Raw genomic sequence first — 14,920 nt, 5'->3', positions numbered from 1 at the left:
GCCAACAACAACGTCTGACCATGGGCCCATATCGCGATCAAAGCGCGAGATGCATGATGTGCAGCCCGACATAACCATGCTTCGGATGCTTGAAGCCCTCCGGCAACGTACCGATCACCTCGAACCCGAGGTCGCGATACAGCCGCACGGCATACACGTTCGTCTCGACCACCGCATTGAACTGCATCGCCCGATACCCCTGTGAACGAGCCCACTCGATCGAGTACTCGCACAGCGCCCGCCCGACCCCCTGACCCGAGCGAGCAGGATCGACCATGTAACTCGCACTCGCGATATGCGAGCCGTTGCCCATGTGATTGCGATTCATCTTCGCCGTACCGAGAACCGCCCCACCCTCGTCCACCGCAACCACGGTCCGCGAAGGTGCCGACAGGCACCACCACCCACGAGCTTCCTCCGCCCCCAAATCGAGCGGATACGTAAACGTCTCGCCTGCGGCAACAATCTCGTGAAAGAACGGCCAAATTCCCGCCCAATCACCCTCCGTGAATTCCCTGAGCAACATCGCCCCAGCATGCCGAGCCACCAACCACCCTGCCAACCCGTTTCCGGCATCATCCGCAGCCTCCAAAAACCGCCCGCCGCCCGCAAAGGCCCCCGGCCGGCGGGCGGGCAGGCCCGCGCGCCCGCCGTGGAGCAATTCCCGTTCGTCGGCGACCACGGGCAGGCGCTGGTCTCACCGCGGCGTACCGCAGGGGCTGGAAACTGAACGGCAAGACGGCCGCGACCCGGCTTACGCTGCGGGCATGATGCGAGAGGGGCGTACGTCTCCGCGTGGGCCGTCGACTCCGGACAATCCGGGGCGTCCGCCCGGGCCGAGGTCGCCGGACAAGAACCCGCCGGCGCCGCCCGAGCATCCGCCTCCCGAGCATCCGCCGCCCGCGGCATCGTGACGATCGCCCGGGTGGCATGGGATCGGCTTCCCGTCGAGGCACTCGACGCGGTGAGCGCACGGCTCGGAGCGGAGCCGGCGGCGGTGGATACGGTCGGCGGCGCGAACTGCGGTGCCTCGGCGCTGCTTACCCTCCCCGACGGGCGAACCGTGTTCGTCAAGGCCCAGCGTGAGCGCGACGCCGTGCCCGTCGGTGGCGTCTCCGGCGAGGAGCTCGGCTGGTGGGGCTCGGCCTGGGGGCCGGTCGACGAACTCGGCCAGGAGGAACGGGTGAACGCCTTCCTGCCCGCGAGCGCTCCGCGCGTACTGTGGCGGCTGGAGGTAGCGGGGTGGCATCTCCTGGCGTTCGAGGGGATCGAGGGTCGACACGCCGACTACACGCCCGGATCGCCGGACCTGCCCCTGGTGGTGGTCGCGCTCGCGGAGTTGATCGAATGTCCGGCGCCGGGGCTGCGGTTGCCCAGCGCCTGGGATCGCTGGGGCTACTGGTGCGATCCGGCACAGGAACCGCTCCTCGCCGGAACGTGCCTGCTGCACACCGACCCCGCGGCCTGCAACGTCCTGGTCGACGGCGTCCGCGCCCGCCTGGTCGACTGGGCTTGGCCCGCCCTCGGCCCGGCCTGGATCGACCCGGCCCTGTGGGGCCTACGGCTCATCTCCGCCGGCGGCCACACTCCCGAACAAGCACGGTCCTGGGTGTCCCGAACCCCCGGCTGGCGTACGGCAACCCCGGACGCCGTACGCATGTTCACCCGGGCCGAGGCAAGGCGCTGGGCGGAGTACGCGACGGACGGCGTCTGGGGCGCACCCGAAGTCGCCCACGCCGCCCACGCATGGGCGGAGCTGTGGGCGTGACACCGCCACGACGCGAACCCGCAACCTTCGAACACCAGCGACCGCGCGCCATGAACCCCCGTCGTCGAACGAGCGATCCCCTCGCAAGCCACGACGACAAGCGCAGGCGCGGTGGTACGCACACGCCTCCCGCCCAGCGCCTTCGCAATCCACGCCCGGCAACACCTCGCCGTCACCCTCGGGAAGCCCAGGGTGATTCCCGAACCCGGTCCGCCCACATCAACCCGCCCCCGCTCCGGATCGCACCGGGGTTGGTGTTCGACGTGGGGGGTGGGATGAATGTCGGAGTCGGGTCAGTGGGTGGCGAAGTGGGTGAGGGTGGAGTGGATTTGGGATCGCATGGTGGAACTGCCGAGGTGGCCGGCGTCGGGGATCACCGTCAGGGTGGCTTTGGGCCAGGCTTTGGACAGGTGCCAGGCCGTGTCGAGTGGGCTGCCGAGGTCCAGGCGGCCGTGGATGAGGGCGCCGGGGATGTCGGCGAGGCGGTCGGCGTTGGCGAGGAGGATGCCTTCCGGGAGCCAGGCGCCGTGGGCGAAGTAGTGCGTGACGATGCGGACCAGGGCGATGCGGGCGGCCGGGGGGCGGCCGGAGTAGGCGTCGGGGCGGCCGTTCGGTTCGGTGCCGACCACCGCGTCCTCCCAGGTGCACCAGGCGTTGGTGGCGCGTTCGCGGATCGCCGGATCCGGGTCTTCCACCAGGCGGGCATAGGCCGCGACGAGGTCGTCGCGGTCGGAGGGTGGGACACCGTCGCGGAAGCGTTCCCATTCGGCGGGCAGGAAGCGGCCGACGCCGCGGTACAGCCAGTCGATTTCGGAGCGGCGGGTGGTGGTGACGGCCGGGATGACGATCTCCGACACGCGTTCGGGATGGCGCTGTGCGTACGCCAGGATCAGTGTCGAGCCCCAGGACCCGCCGTACAGCAGCCACCTCTCCAGTCCCAGGTGTTCGCGTAGTTGCTCCATGTCGGCGAGCAGGTGGTCGGTGGTGTTGAAGCGCATGTCCGTGGTGGGGTCGCTTGCGTGTGGGGTGCTGCGACCGCAGCCCCGCTGGTCGAAGAGCACGAGGCGATAGCGCTGCGGATCGAACAGTTGCCGCACTCCCGTCGAGCAGCCGGATCCCGGTCCGCCGTGCACGACCAGGGCGGGTTTGCCGGCCGGATTGCCGCAGGTCTCCCAGTACACGTGATTGCCGTCGCCGACGTCGAGCATCCCGTGGGCGTACGGCTCGATGGGGGGATGTGCAGGGTGTGGAGGAAGTGGCGGACGCGGGGGCGGTGAGGATGGGGAGGAGGAGGGGGAGGTCATCGGCAGGTCCTTTGGGGAGAGGCATCGGGTGAGTTGGGCGGGTGCAACGGCCCTCGGTCGTCCAGCCATGATCGCGGTGACGTCGCCGGGTGTCGCGTTCCGCCATGGCCGACCCCCCATCGCCGACGATCGGGTCACCGATGGCGGCAATTGAGGTCGGAACGTTGCCGCTATGGCTCGTAGCGTGGTCCACGAGAACGGCATTCGACGCGGCGGCGCCGGGGCCCGCCGCGCGCCGTGCGGTGCGCCGGCCACTCGGATCGGGGAGGCGCCCCCGGTCGACGTCCGCACCATCCGAGGAGGACCGCACCACATGAGCGACGCCTGCGTGCTCTCCACCCGCACCCTGAACCGCACGCTGCTCCAGCGACAGTTCCTGGCCGCCCGTACGTCCCGCCCGGCACTCGATGTCGTCGAGCATCTGGTCGCGTTGCAGGGGCAGGAGCCCAACTGGCCTTATGTGGGGCTGTGGACCCGGCTGGCCGACTTCCGCCACGACGACCTGACGGTCCTGCTCCGCGACGGGCGCGTGGTGCGCTCCGCGACCCTGCGCGGTACCCAACATCTGACCGGCGGCAACGACTTCCACTGGCTGCGACCCGTCGTCCAGCCCGTCCTGGATCGCACCGCCCGGGCACGGTACTTCGCCGTGCAGACCGCCGGGTTGGAGCTTGCCGAACTCACCGACGCCGGTCGAGAGCTGATGGCCGGCCGAACCCTGCCTCGGCAAGAACTCGCCCTGTCGCTCGCCGAGCGCTTCCCGGGCCGCGACGGCCGCGTGCTCGCGGGGGCGGTGGAGCTGCTGGTACCGATGGTGCACGCCCCGGCCACCGGCGCCTGGGGCGCCTGGGGCAACCGACCCGCCATCGCCATCACCCTCGCGGAGCACCGGAGCGGCCGATCGATGGCGGCGCCGCGAGTCGAGACGATGATCCGCCGCTACCTGGCGGCGTTCGGCCCGGCCGGCGTCATGGACATCCAGGCGTGGTCGGGGTTGACCCGCCTGCGCAAGACTCTCGACGGCCTGCATTCACAGTTGCGCGTGTTCCACGACGAGCGCGGCACCGAACTCTTCGATCTGCCGGACGCGCCGCTCGCCGACCCGGACATGCCCGTCCCGGTGCGCTTTCTGCCCGCCTTCGACAATCTCCTCCTCGGGCACACGGATCGCACCCGAGTGATCAGTGAGGCGGACCGCAAGCTGGTGATGCCGGGTCGGGCCATGGTGCATCCCACCTTCCTCGTCGACGGCTTCGTCCACGGCACATGGTCGGTGAAAGGCTCCGCCCTGCTCATCTCCCCCTTCCGGCCACTGTCGCGGACGGCCACGGAGGCGCTGATGGACGAAGCCCGGCGACTGCTCACCTTCGTCTCCCCCGATGCGGCCGAGTATTCGGTCGCCCTCACCTGAGAACGACGGGGCGGGGTGTCGGGCGGTGGCCGGGCGCCGGAAGCGGACGGAACCACACTCGGAGGAGCCCGGCCAGGGAGCCTGTGCGAAAACCGTTGGCGGACCGCGGGGCCACTGCTACTTTTCCGGAGGCCGTGCGAGACAACGAGGAGGTGGTACCCGTGAACGCAGTATCGACATGGGTGCTCCCCTCCGGGGTCACGGTCGGGCGATAGGTCGTCCGGGAGCGCCGTTCAAGAGCACTCCCGAAAGGCACGATCATGCAATTCACTTCCGAGCAGCGCCTCGACGACGGCGTCCTGGAACGCGAATTCACCCTGGGCGAGGTCCCCGGCATCCTGTGGACGCCCGCATCCGTATCCGCATCCGCACCGGCGCCACTGATCCTGGTCGGCCACCCCGGCGGACTACGCCAGATGTACCCCCGACTGGTGGGCCGGGCCCGGCAGTCCGCGGCGGACGGCTTCGCGGCGGCCACCATCGAACTCCCCGGCAGCGGTGACCGGCCCCGTTCCGCCGCCGCCGAGCAGGCCCGCGCCGACCTGCGCCGGGCGCTGGAGGCCGGCGAGCCGGTCGGCGAGGAGATCGTGGACCGGCTCGTCCTCCCCCTGGTCGAAAAGGCGGTCCCGGAGTGGCAGGCCGCCCTGGACGCCCTGCTCTTGCTGCCCGAGATCGGCGGTCCGGTCGGCTACTCGGGGGGAGTGATCTCCATCGGGATCCGGCTGGCGGTGGTCGAGCCGCGCATCTCGGCCGCCGTTCTGTTCGCCGGAAGTTTCGTGCCTCGCGCCCTGTTCGAGGAGGCCCGGCAGGTCACCATCCCGCTGCACGTCCTGCTGCAGTGGGACGACGAGGGGAACGACCGGCAGGCTGCCCTGGACCTGTTCGACGCCTTCGGCTCCAAGGAGAAGACCCTGCACGCCAACATGGGCGGGCACACCGGCGTCCCGCAGTTCGCGGGGGACGCCGCGGCCCGGTTCTTCACCCGGCATCTGAGCTAGCCGCCGACCACCCCGGCCGTCAGGCCGGCAGCAGACGGTAGGCGGTGTCGGCCGGGGTGCCGCTCATCGAGGAGGGGCCGCGGCCCTCCTCGATGGCGGTGGCCGACAGATGCACGACGGCCCCGATCGCGCGGCACCGGCCATCGGCCGTACCGCCGCGATCGGGGTCGACGCGGCCGTCGTCATCCCGGGACACGGCTACCTACGGCCCGAAGGCGTGGCCGATACCCGCCGCGTCAACGACGCGATCGCCGCCTATCGCGACGCGCGTCCGGACCGTTTCCCGGCCGCGCTGGGCATCGTCGAACCCCTGTACGGGCCCGCCGGTCTGGGAGAACTGAGCCGAATACAGGACGAGTTGGGTCTGCTCGGCGTCAGTGTGCATGCCCGCTTCCAGGGTGTGGCCACCGACAGCCCGTTGGTCCTAGCCGTCCTCGAACGCGCGGGTGAACTCGGTCTGGTCCCCTTCGTACACGCCGTCGCCGAGGTCGCCGACGAGGCGTTGTGGCGGGTTCACCGACTGGCCCGGGCGCTACCCGACCTGCCGATCGTCGTACTCGACTGCTTCTCCTCGTTCGAGCAGGGCAGCCACGCATTCACCGTCGCCGAACTCGCGCCGAATCCGGTCTTCGACACGAGCCTGGCCTACCCGGTCGAGCCGATCGTGCGCTTCGTCCGCGCGTTCGGGCACATCGTGTGGTCTTCGGCAGCGACCTGTACTCCCATCCACTCGGCTACACCCACAGCCGCGTGCTCGCCGATCTGCGCGAGGCCGACCTGTCCGCCGCCGACAAGGCCACGATCCTCGCCGGCACCGCCGAGACCCTCCTCGGCCTGTCGCCACCGGCCCCGGCCTCGACCCCGACGCCGCTCCCGCCGCATAGCCCCCGAAGCCGACCTCGGCCCCCTACTGCCCCTCCACGTAAGACTCGACCTTGAACCCGGCGGGCAGCACTCCGCCGTCGAGGGTCCCGGCGAGTTGCCGTGCGTCGGCCTCGTTGTACGTGCCGGAGATCACCGCCTCGCCCGGAATCGCGGACTGCACGCTCGGTGCGACCAGCACCCTGCCGTCGCAGACGATCGCGATGCGGTTGGTGGGCAGCCGACCTCCGGCGGCCTCGGAGGTGAGTCGGGTGAAGGCGTCCTGACCGCTGTTCGTCCACTTGACGGTTATGGTCCAGCCCGAGTTGCCCGCTTCCGGCGCCCTGGCCTCGGCCCCGGCGACGTCGGTTCGGGTGATCACGGCGGGGGCGAGTACGAACCTCTCCGTCAACTTGTCGTCACACGCCACGACTTCCGCGCCGGGCGGGGTCGTCTGTCGCGCCTCCGCGTTTCCGCATTCGGGCCCGCTCGTGGAGGTGGTGGCGCCCCCGGGGCCTGCGTTCGCGGGTGGGAGTGGTGTCACCCTGGCCACCGGACGCACGGTCAGCTGCCCGACTCCGACGATGGCCGCGAGGCGTTGCTTCGTATCCGCGCCGAACCTGGTCGACGAAATGCGCACCACGAGCGCGCCGTTCCGGACCGTCACGTCCTTCACCGGCAGGCCGGCCGAGGTCGCGCGCTTGCGAATGGTCTCCCCCGCGGCGGTCAACTGTGGTGCGCCCAGCGGGGCTTCCGGCGTCAACGTGGCCTCGGCGGTGTTCCGGCCGGGTGTGCCTTCGACGGAATCGGAGCGGTCGCCGTCCTTGAACCCGACCGGATCGTCCGATGAGCAGCCCGCCGCACCCAGCAACACGGCGGTGACCGCGGCCGAGGCGACGAGGGACCGGGCGAGTCGGTTGCGCGAGGGCAGAGTCACCCGCCCCACAATGCCGGCTCGTCGGTCGACTCCGCAGCCGCCCGACACCTTCACGTTCCGCTGCCGGGGCGGGCCTCGATTCCCGCCGAACGGGCACATGTCCCCCATGACCCTTCGTATCGGACCCACAGTGCTCACCACCGCCGACCTTCCGCGCGCCGTCGCGTTCTGGACCACCGCGCTCGGCCTGCGCACCCGCGACGCGGTCGGCCCGGACACCGATTTCGTGGTCCTGATCGACCCGGGCGCGCGCCCCGACCAAGCCCCGAACGGTGACGCCGACCCCGGCCCGACCCCCGGCGCGGAACGACTCAGCCTCCAACTGGGCGAGGTCCGAGAGCGCACCGAACCGGTCCGGGTGCACCTGGACCTGTACGCCGACGACCAGGCCGGCGAGGTACGGCGCCTGGTCGGCCTGGGCGCCCGCAAACTGCCGTGGGACTACCCGGAAGACCCCGACTTCGTGGTCCTGGCCGACCCGGACGGGCACCCCTTCTGCGTGGTGGCCAAGGGATGATCCGGCCCGAAAAGGGCAGTGGCACGGGGTGTGGTCGCCGCCGGTCCGCGCCGACGGCCGCATGAGCCGAGTCGACGCGCAAGGAGACAACCGTGCTGGACAACCGCAACCTTCGTGAGCTGATCCGCCGGTGGCGGGCCACCCCGCAAAGCACCATCGCCCTCTTCGACGAAGCCGACGACGCGATCCGGGCGACCATCGCGACCAAGGAACGCGTGCTGTATCCGGCGGTCCGGGACGCCGACGGGCACCGCACCGGGTACGTCGACGACGCCATCGCGCAGGGCCGCCGGATCGAGGGCTTCCTGGATGCGGCCGAGCGGCTCGGCCCGGACGGCCCCGGATTCCACGACGAGGCACAGGACGCCGCGTCCGCGATGGACGGCCTCCTGGTCCACGAGCAACGCGACCTGCTGCCCGCGCTCGAGCACCTCTCCCAGGACGATCGGGACCGGCTCGAGCGCGAGTACGGCAACACCTGGGTCGACGTCTCCGCCGAAATCACCGCCGCCCGCGCCACCCGCCGACGCCCGTACGGGGGCGCACCGGACGCGACCCACTGAGCGTCGAGCACTCCACGAACGGGACGCGACCCACGGACCGGCCACGGCCCACGAACGGGACGCGTCCCACCGACTACCGCACGCGGCGCACGGATCGGCCACGACCCGCCCGGTCGGACACGCTCCCGGCGACCCGGTACCCCGAGCCTCGCCGCCCCCGCACCCCACGGCTCCGAGCCACGCCCCGAAAGCACCCCCGTACGCCGCCGCCCTCGGCCGACGTCCGCCCCCGGCCGGGTGGCTGCTCCGTCGGCCCACCGCGCAGCCCCCCCAGCCGCGCCCGCACCGTCGCCCCACCCCTCGCCTTCTCCCCGCCTCTCGCCCCACGCGTCACCCTCGGCCGAGCCCTCTCCCCGCGCTCCACCCCCGCTCACCACTGACCGCCCGCCACTGGCCACCAACCACCAACGGCCAACCGCCAACCGCCAACCGCCAACCGCGCCGATATTCGCAGGCAAGCTCGCCCCCGGCCCACTACCCTCGGCCGCGTGAACCATCGCGAGCGCAAGCGGCTGTCGAAATTGCTGGTGGGAGCGGCCGGTCTGGGCCGGCTGACGGAGGCGAGCGCCGCGCTCCGGGCCGGCGCCGATCCGGGAGCCGCCGACCAATACGGAACCACGCCGCTGTACGCGGCCTCCGTACACGGGGCCACCGACGTGGTCCTGCTTCTCCTGAAGGCGGGCGCGGCGCCCGACACCGAAAGCGGTACCGGGTCCGAGGGCACCCCCCTGTGCGCGGCCGCCTCCTGGGGCCACATCGACACCGTCCGCGCGCTGCTCGCCCACGGGGCCGATCCCAATCTCCGCGAGGACCACGGCACGGGCCACTCCCCGGTCGAGTGGGCCGCCAGAGGCCCCTACCCGGAGACCGTGGCCGCCCTCCTGGCCGCAGGCGCAGACCCGCCCCGCACCGACTGAGCAATTCCCTCCCGAGACCGGCCTGCCGGCGAACGTCCCGGCCGGCGGCAGCCGTCGGAGGGCTTTCCTCCATTCACGTCGGAGAGCTTTCCTCGCTTCACAACGCAATCGCGCGATGGGCCAACGCCGCGTCGACGATCTCTTCGGCCGCCCCGAGCGGATCGTCGGTGGAATCGGGCGAACCGTCGGCGGTCCCGGGCGGATCCTCCACCTCCGCAGGCCGGCCGAAGATCAGGTCGCTCACCGCCGGGTGCGCTACGTTCGCCGTCAACACCAGGAGATACCAGTCGAGTTCGGCATCGCCGGCCAGGATCCGCCGGACGATCTCCACCAGTTCGGCCCGGGTGATGTCGGCAACCCCGGGCCGGGCCGGTCGGGCCGCCTCCAGAGCGAACTCCGCAAGCGTGCGGGACCCGTGGTACTCGACGAAGTCCCCGATCGAGTAGTCGTGCCCCGTCGTCGCTCGGAAGGCGGCCATCGCCGCCTCCGCCGCGCCCGCTCCGCCGCCGCCCCGAATCAGCTCACCGATCCGCTCTATCTCGGCGGCCACCTCGGCCAGTCGCTCCGGATCGACAACCGGCGGCGACAACTCCGTCCGCAGGTCCATGCCCCTCCTCGCCCGACACATCCCACCGGCAGGCTACGGAACCGCAGGTCCCGACCCGATCGAATCCCGCCCTCCCGGCCCCCTTCGCTCAGCCGAGTTGCTGCTTCTCCACCTCGGTGACCACCAGTTCGCACAACTCGTGCGTACGCAACGCGTCGTCCAGGTCGGGAAGGACTCCCGTGCGGACCCCGTCCAGGAAGGTCAGCACGACCTGCTCGATCCCGCGTTGGCGTGCGATCGGGGTCCAGTCGCCGCGCCGGTGGGTGGTCGGGCGACCGTCCTGGTAGTCGACCACGTCGGCCAGGTTGTACACCTCGCGCGTGGCGTCGCGGCCGGAAACCTCCAGGATCTCCTCGTTCGATCCGCTGCGCAGGTTGAGCGTGCCGATCGCGCTGAAGCCCGCGCCGGACAGGTGCAGCACGAAGTGCTGGGCGAGGCCGTCCACGACCCGGGCCCGCACGTCGACGTGCTCGATCTCGCCGGGGGCCAGGAAGCGCAGCGTGTCGACCACGTGGATCAGGTCGTCGAAGGCGACCGTACGCAACTCGCGTGCGGTGTCGACACGATTGCGGCGGATGGTGATCAGGTCGCGCGGCAATGTGCGGCTCTCCACGTAGGCCGGCACGTGCCGCCGGTTGAAGCCGACCATCAGGCCGACGCCGCGCGCCCGGGACAGGTCGATCAGCCGCGCGCTCTCGTCCAGGCTGTACGCCAGCGGCTTGTCCACGTACGTGGGCACGCCCGCCTCGATCAGCCGGGTCACGATCTCGGGGTGCACCGAGGTCGCCGCGTGCACGAAGGCGGCGTCCAGTCCCTCGGCGAGCAGGCCGTCCAGGTCGGCGTGCCGGTGCTCGACCGGCACCCGGTAGGTCTCCGCGACCCGGCGCAGCGTCGCCGGCGTGCGGGTGTGCAGGCGCAGATCCAGGTCCGGCAGGGTCGAGACGACCGGTAGATACGCCTTTTCCGCGATGTCGCCCAGACCGATGACGCCAACCTTCATCAGGCCACTCCTCCCGCCGGCGCCGCCGGGCCACGCGTCCGGTTCACGGCCCCGTCAGCATATGCACACGCGTTCGGGTGGATCCTTTCAGCGCCGACCCGGATCGTTGCGCTCGTGCGGGTCGACCGGGCCCGGGGTCCGCGATGTCGGCCCCGTTTCCCTCCCGTACCGCCGCCGGGCGGCGATCTCGACCACGGCGGACTGCTCGGTGGGACGGTGCCGGACCACGACGTCGTCCGCGGCCACGTAGTGATCGTCACCGGTCACCACGACCGTAATGCCGGTACCGGGTTCGGCGGCGAACGCAGCGGGCGCGGCCGGCGCGGCCGGTGCGGCCGGGCCGCCGAGCACGCCGGGCACGGCCGGTCCGCCGAGTGCAGCGGATGCGGTGGGCACGGCGAACGCCGCGGGTACGAACGCGACCAACGCGGCAGCCGAGGCGAGTCCGGCGGCCATTACGCGGCTGGGGTTCATCACGTTCGGACCAACGACCGGCCAGGCCGGAGGCGACGGGCGGAGGCCGGCGGCCACCCGAATCGGCGACGGTGGATGCGCGCCTGCGGACCACCCGGACGGAACACCCCCCGAATGGCGGTTCGAGTGCCGCCGAATGCCCGTCGGCGGGGCGGACTGACTTGGAGTCAGCTTCCGTCGACACCACGTGAGTTGCCCGCCGGCCCGGGCGGCGGATCGACCCCGGCCGCAGGCGCGCGGCGCCGGGCGCGGTTGCGCTCCCCCGCCGGCTCGACTCTCCTGGAATCAGGCCCTGCCTCCGACCCCGTCGAACATCCGACGGACACCCCGAGCCGACCCGCCACGCACGCCCCGCCCCCGCCCGCTCCGCACAGCCCCCATCCCGATCCGCCCCGGACGCGCGCCCCCTTCACGCGAGCCCGGGTTTCCGCCATGACCGGGGCCGATCCGCGAGATCGCGCGGCGCATCCGTACCGCCGCTCTCCGAAGTCGTCCCCGCGATCCGTGGCCGGGGTTCGGTGAACCTCCCGGCCATGGCAGCAGAGACCACCGAGAGCCGAGGGAGAGTCTCCGTGAGCGTGCCACACACCGCGATCATCATGCCCGGCGTTGGCTCCTACGTGCCGGGCGCACTGCGCCGGCTCCAGGATCGGCCCGCCGTTCGGGACACCCTGGCCGAGGTCGACGACGCGGTCGGCGACCGGGTCACGCTGTCGCCCTCGCGTCTGCTCGTCGATCCCAAGGCACCGGATGCGCACGAGTTGATGGACCGGCACGAATTGTCGTTGCACCTGGCCATCTATGCCGGTGCGCTGGCCGCGTTCCGGCTGCTCGAGGACGATTTCGGGATTCGTCCCGACGTGCTGCTCGGGCACAGTCTGGGCGAGATGGCGGCGTTGGCCGCGGCCGGGGTGTACACGGCGGGCGACGGTGCCCGGCTGTACCTGGCCCGGGCGGCGGCGTGCACGATCCATACCAGTGATCCGGGTGGTCTGCTCACCCTGCGCCTGGCGCCGGGACACACGCTCGAACTGTTGTGCTCGGCGCAATTGCCCGGCCTGGACCTGGCGTGCGACAACTCCGCCGAGCACACCGTGGTCTCCGGGCCGGACGAGTCGCTGGCCACCTTCGCGGCCTTGGCGGAGCGCAAGGCGGTGGCCTCCAAGGCGTTGACGGTGCGCACGTTGTTCCACAACCGGTTGCGCGAGTCGGCCGCCGGCGAGTGGCGCCGGCTGGGGACGGACATCGACTTCCGGACTCCGCGCTATCCGGTGTTGTCGCCGCTGTTGGGCCGGGACTACGCCGACGAGCGCGAACTCCGCGACGGTGTGGTGGGCCAGTTGCGGCACCCGGTGCGCTATCGCAATGCGGTGACCACCTTGCGCGAGCGCGGCATCGAGGTGTTCGTCGAGGCCGGCGCCCGAGACGTGCTCGGCCCGTTCGCGCGCTCCGCCGACGCCCGGGTGCGCACGGTGGTGCCCGTCGCGGCCGGCTCCGACCTGGCCCGGGTCGCCGGTGCGCTGCGGGCGGCCGGCCTGCTGCACGAGGACCTGGCCGCCCTGGCCGAACCCTCGGACGTACCCAGCGGCTGATCCCGCCCGCATCCACCCGGCGGCGGTGCGCGAACCCCCGCAGCGGTCACGCCGGAGGGCACCAACGGCAACCGTGGCAGGTGCGGCACCGACCGCGCCGGCGGCAGTGGCGGCACCAACGCCGGCGGCGCCGGCGGCAGTGGCGGCGGCGAGGAGGAGACGGCGACCGTCAGCGGCGTGCGCACCGTGGACGGCATGCCGCAGGCCCGGTGGTGGCACGCGGCCTATCACCGGCTCGACGACGAGGGCGGCGTGTTCGGCGTCGTGGGCATCCTGACGGAGACCACCGAGTCCCGGCGCACCCGGCTCACACTGGATCAGGCACATCGCCGGCTCGCGCTGTTGGATCGGGCCGCGTTGGAGATCGGTACCACGCTCCACGGTGGCGCCCCGTGCCGGTAAACCCCCGGGCGGGCCCGGTCCACTCCGACGGCCGACGTGATCCACCGTTCGGCGGCCAGCGGTGGCGGGGGGTCGGGCGGCTTTTTACGTTCCTTGTAGCGGAACTTCCCCTGTAGCCCGGTCTGTCGGGTTCGGTTCCGCATGTCCATTGGAGGACGAAATGCGCTGTGCCCGTCTCGCAGTCGTCGGCACCATCGTGGGTCTCACCGTATGCGGTTCCGCAGGCGCGGCGTTCGCCGCCACGCCGATGCAGGCCGACTCCGGCCGTCCCGGCGACACGGTGTTGCTGTCGGACGACAAGCACTGCACCGCGAACACGGCGACCGCTTCCTCGGAGGCGTTCACGGCCGCGGCCACCCTGACCCGTGACGGCGACGAGGTCAAGGGTCAGGCGACCATCAAGGACGTGGCCACCGGCGACTACGAGGTCAAGGTGGTCTGCGGCGAGGGCCAGGAGCTGATCGGCAGCCTGCACGTGATGGGCAGCGCGCCGACCACGGCGTCCACGGCCGGGTTCGGCGGGGTCGACTACGGCGACCCGGCGCTGCGCGTGGTGGGTGGTCTGGTGCTCGCGGGCGCGGCCGGCACCGGCTTCGTCGCGCTGCGCCGCCGGGCCTCGAACCTCGCCTGACCGATGACCCGTTCCGCACCCGAGGCACCCATGGGTGCCGCGGATCGGCAGCACCGACCCGCCGGCCGTCGCCTGCTCTGGGCGGCGGCCAGTGGCGTGCTCGCGATCGGCGGCACAGGTCTGCTGTACGCCGGGTACGACACCTCCGCACCGCCACCGCGCCCGCCCGCCGCCGCGGCCGTGCCGATCGCCGCGCCCACGACCCCGGCCCCGGATGCCCCGGCGCCCGGTGATCCCGCGGCGCCCGCCCCGCCTGCCCCGCCGGCCGAGGCACCGCCGATGCGCGCGTCGATCCCGACCCGGATCCGGATCCCGGAGTTGGGCATCTCGGCCCCGCTGGCCCGGGTCGGCCTGGACCAGGCGGGCGGCATCGACGTGCCCGCACAGGGGGATCGCAACCTGGCCGGTTGGTACCAGGGCGGCGTGACGCCCGGCCAGAAGGGCACCGCCTCGATCGCCGGCCACGTGGACACCGCCGCCGGACCCGCCGTCTTCTATCCGCTGGGCGCGCTGCCGCGCGGCTCCCGGATCGAGATCGACCGCGAGGACGGCAGCGTCGCGGCCTTCGTGGTGGACGGGGTCGAAATGTTCGCCCGGGACGACTTCCCCACCGCGCGCGTATTCGGCGACGCGACCCGGCCGGAGTTGCGCCTGCTCACCTGCGGCGGCACCTACAGCAAGAAGAGCCACTACTCCGGCAACGTCGTGGTTTTCGCCCACCTCGTCCCGTAAGCCCGCCGAATCCGCGCGGGCGTGCAATTTCCCGGGTGTCGACGCGGGTCGGCGCCCGGGCGGGCCGGAAGCGACATATCGAGCCTATCCGTCGATTCGGCGAATCGCGCCGATTCACGGGCGTAGGGCGTCGGGAATTGGCCGGGTCGCCCATTCCTTGATCATCTCCGATGGTTGGTGATTTGGGTCTTGCGAATAAAAAGGGG

17 protein-coding genes are annotated in these 14,920 nt (G+C 71.8%); 10 read left to right on the top strand and 7 right to left on the bottom strand.

What is annotated here, in order from left to right:
- Nucleotides 1-37: 37 nt before the first annotated feature.
- Nucleotides 38-526 carry a GNAT family N-acetyltransferase gene (locus ACZOOI_RS38390; protein WP_465284131.1) on the bottom strand — a complete coding sequence of 163 codons (489 nt, stop codon included), beginning with the start codon at nucleotides 524-526 and terminating at the stop codon, nucleotides 38-40.
- A 399-nt stretch (nucleotides 527-925) separates the two neighbouring features.
- Here ACZOOI_RS38390 and ACZOOI_RS38385 point away from each other — a divergent pair, with 399 nt between their 5' ends.
- The gene (locus ACZOOI_RS38385; RefSeq protein ID WP_465281442.1) at nucleotides 926-1,768 is read left to right on the top strand and encodes an aminoglycoside phosphotransferase; all 843 of its coding nucleotides are present in this window, start codon (nucleotides 926-928) and stop codon (nucleotides 1,766-1,768) included.
- A 293-nt stretch (nucleotides 1,769-2,061) separates the two neighbouring features.
- On the opposite strand, the gene pip is transcribed toward ACZOOI_RS38385, so the two are convergent.
- Nucleotides 2,062-3,072, bottom strand: coding sequence for a prolyl aminopeptidase (gene pip, locus ACZOOI_RS38380; protein WP_465281441.1), 1,011 nt, complete (start codon nucleotides 3,070-3,072; stop codon nucleotides 2,062-2,064).
- A gap of 313 nt (nucleotides 3,073-3,385) precedes the next feature.
- Between pip and ACZOOI_RS38375 the strand changes: the two genes are divergently transcribed.
- On the top strand, nucleotides 3,386-4,483 hold the full coding sequence (locus ACZOOI_RS38375; RefSeq protein ID WP_465281440.1) for a winged helix DNA-binding domain-containing protein: 1,098 nt from the start codon (nucleotides 3,386-3,388) through the stop codon (nucleotides 4,481-4,483).
- Nucleotides 4,484-4,743: 260 nt separating this feature from the next.
- Entirely contained in the window at nucleotides 4,744-5,481 is a 738-nt protein-coding gene (locus tag ACZOOI_RS38370; RefSeq protein ID WP_465281439.1) for a dienelactone hydrolase family protein, read from the top strand.
- 202 nt (nucleotides 5,482-5,683) lie between these two features.
- Here the strand turns inward: ACZOOI_RS38370 and ACZOOI_RS38365 are convergent, their stop codons facing one another.
- Entirely contained in the window at nucleotides 5,684-5,866 is a 183-nt protein-coding gene (locus ACZOOI_RS38365) for a hypothetical protein (RefSeq protein WP_465281438.1), read from the bottom strand.
- Nucleotides 5,867-6,388: 522 nt separating this feature from the next.
- Nucleotides 6,389-7,279, bottom strand: coding sequence for a SecDF P1 head subdomain-containing protein (locus ACZOOI_RS38360; protein ID WP_465281437.1), 891 nt, complete (start codon nucleotides 7,277-7,279; stop codon nucleotides 6,389-6,391).
- A gap of 106 nt (nucleotides 7,280-7,385) precedes the next feature.
- On the opposite strand from ACZOOI_RS38360, the gene ACZOOI_RS38355 reads away from it, so the two are divergent.
- From ACZOOI_RS38355 to ACZOOI_RS38345, 3 genes are all read left to right on the top strand, one after another.
- Nucleotides 7,386-7,796: a VOC family protein gene (locus ACZOOI_RS38355; protein WP_465281436.1), complete on the top strand. Its 411-nt coding sequence runs from the start codon at nucleotides 7,386-7,388 to the stop codon at nucleotides 7,794-7,796.
- Nucleotides 7,797-7,888: 92 nt separating this feature from the next.
- Nucleotides 7,889-8,359, top strand: coding sequence for a hypothetical protein (locus tag ACZOOI_RS38350; RefSeq protein WP_465281435.1), 471 nt, complete (start codon nucleotides 7,889-7,891; stop codon nucleotides 8,357-8,359).
- A 488-nt stretch (nucleotides 8,360-8,847) separates the two neighbouring features.
- Nucleotides 8,848-9,276: an ankyrin repeat domain-containing protein gene (locus ACZOOI_RS38345; RefSeq protein ID WP_465281434.1), complete on the top strand. Its 429-nt coding sequence runs from the start codon at nucleotides 8,848-8,850 to the stop codon at nucleotides 9,274-9,276.
- A 97-nt stretch (nucleotides 9,277-9,373) separates the two neighbouring features.
- Here the strand turns inward: ACZOOI_RS38345 and ACZOOI_RS38340 are convergent, their stop codons facing one another.
- The 3 genes from ACZOOI_RS38340 to ACZOOI_RS38330 all read right to left on the bottom strand — a co-directional run bounded on the left by ACZOOI_RS38340 (nucleotide 9,374) and on the right by ACZOOI_RS38330 (nucleotide 11,357).
- Nucleotides 9,374-9,883 carry a hypothetical protein gene (locus tag ACZOOI_RS38340; protein ID WP_465281433.1) on the bottom strand — a complete coding sequence of 170 codons (510 nt, stop codon included), beginning with the start codon at nucleotides 9,881-9,883 and terminating at the stop codon, nucleotides 9,374-9,376.
- Nucleotides 9,884-9,971: 88 nt separating this feature from the next.
- A complete protein-coding gene (locus ACZOOI_RS38335) occupies nucleotides 9,972-10,883 on the bottom strand; it encodes a Gfo/Idh/MocA family protein (protein WP_465281432.1) in 912 nt (303 codons plus the stop codon).
- Between the two features lie 87 nt (nucleotides 10,884-10,970).
- On the bottom strand, nucleotides 10,971-11,357 hold the full coding sequence (locus ACZOOI_RS38330) for a hypothetical protein (RefSeq protein WP_465281431.1): 387 nt from the start codon (nucleotides 11,355-11,357) through the stop codon (nucleotides 10,971-10,973).
- 572 nt (nucleotides 11,358-11,929) lie between these two features.
- On the opposite strand from ACZOOI_RS38330, the gene ACZOOI_RS38325 reads away from it, so the two are divergent.
- From ACZOOI_RS38325 to ACZOOI_RS38310, 4 genes are all read left to right on the top strand, one after another.
- Nucleotides 11,930-12,949 (top strand): ACP S-malonyltransferase, encoded by a 1,020-nt coding sequence (locus ACZOOI_RS38325; RefSeq protein WP_465281430.1) that lies wholly within the window; start codon nucleotides 11,930-11,932, stop codon nucleotides 12,947-12,949.
- 177 nt (nucleotides 12,950-13,126) lie between these two features.
- The gene (locus ACZOOI_RS38320; RefSeq protein ID WP_465281429.1) at nucleotides 13,127-13,351 is read left to right on the top strand and encodes a hypothetical protein; all 225 of its coding nucleotides are present in this window, start codon (nucleotides 13,127-13,129) and stop codon (nucleotides 13,349-13,351) included.
- 160 nt (nucleotides 13,352-13,511) lie between these two features.
- Nucleotides 13,512-13,982: a hypothetical protein gene (locus tag ACZOOI_RS38315; protein ID WP_465281428.1), complete on the top strand. Its 471-nt coding sequence runs from the start codon at nucleotides 13,512-13,514 to the stop codon at nucleotides 13,980-13,982.
- Nucleotides 13,983-14,012: 30 nt separating this feature from the next.
- On the top strand, nucleotides 14,013-14,714 hold the full coding sequence (locus ACZOOI_RS38310; protein WP_465284130.1) for a class F sortase: 702 nt from the start codon (nucleotides 14,013-14,015) through the stop codon (nucleotides 14,712-14,714).
- The last annotated feature ends 206 nt before the right edge of the window (nucleotides 14,715-14,920 follow it).

The sequence above is a fragment of the Embleya sp. L77 genome (genome assembly GCF_055557415.1).
Note: the sequence above shows the minus strand (reverse complement) of the source record. Positions and strands in the feature narration are given on the sequence as shown.

Bases quoted from the DNA above. Each gene is read 5' to 3' on its own strand.
- ACZOOI_RS38315 (WP_465281428.1), top strand. From the start codon at position 13,512: ATGCGCTGTGCCCGTCTCGCAGTCGTCGGCACCATCGTGGGTCTCACC.
- ACZOOI_RS38375 (WP_465281440.1), top strand. From the start codon at position 3,386: ATGAGCGACGCCTGCGTGCTCTCCACCCGCACCCTGAACCGCACGCTG.
- ACZOOI_RS38370 (WP_465281439.1), top strand. From the start codon at position 4,744: ATGCAATTCACTTCCGAGCAGCGCCTCGACGACGGCGTCCTGGAACGC.
- ACZOOI_RS38365 (WP_465281438.1), bottom strand. From the start codon at position 5,866: ATGCACACTGACGCCGAGCAGACCCAACTCGTCCTGTATTCGGCTCAG.
- ACZOOI_RS38310 (WP_465284130.1), top strand. From the start codon at position 14,013: ATGGGTGCCGCGGATCGGCAGCACCGACCCGCCGGCCGTCGCCTGCTC.
- ACZOOI_RS38335 (WP_465281432.1), bottom strand. From the start codon at position 10,883: ATGAAGGTTGGCGTCATCGGTCTGGGCGACATCGCGGAAAAGGCGTAT.
- ACZOOI_RS38330 (WP_465281431.1), bottom strand. From the start codon at position 11,357: ATGAACCCCAGCCGCGTAATGGCCGCCGGACTCGCCTCGGCTGCCGCG.
- ACZOOI_RS38390 (WP_465284131.1), bottom strand. From the start codon at position 526: ATGTTGCTCAGGGAATTCACGGAGGGTGATTGGGCGGGAATTTGGCCG.
- ACZOOI_RS38340 (WP_465281433.1), bottom strand. From the start codon at position 9,883: ATGGACCTGCGGACGGAGTTGTCGCCGCCGGTTGTCGATCCGGAGCGA.
- ACZOOI_RS38355 (WP_465281436.1), top strand. From the start codon at position 7,386: ATGACCCTTCGTATCGGACCCACAGTGCTCACCACCGCCGACCTTCCG.
- pip (WP_465281441.1), bottom strand. From the start codon at position 3,072: ATGACCTCCCCCTCCTCCTCCCCATCCTCACCGCCCCCGCGTCCGCCA.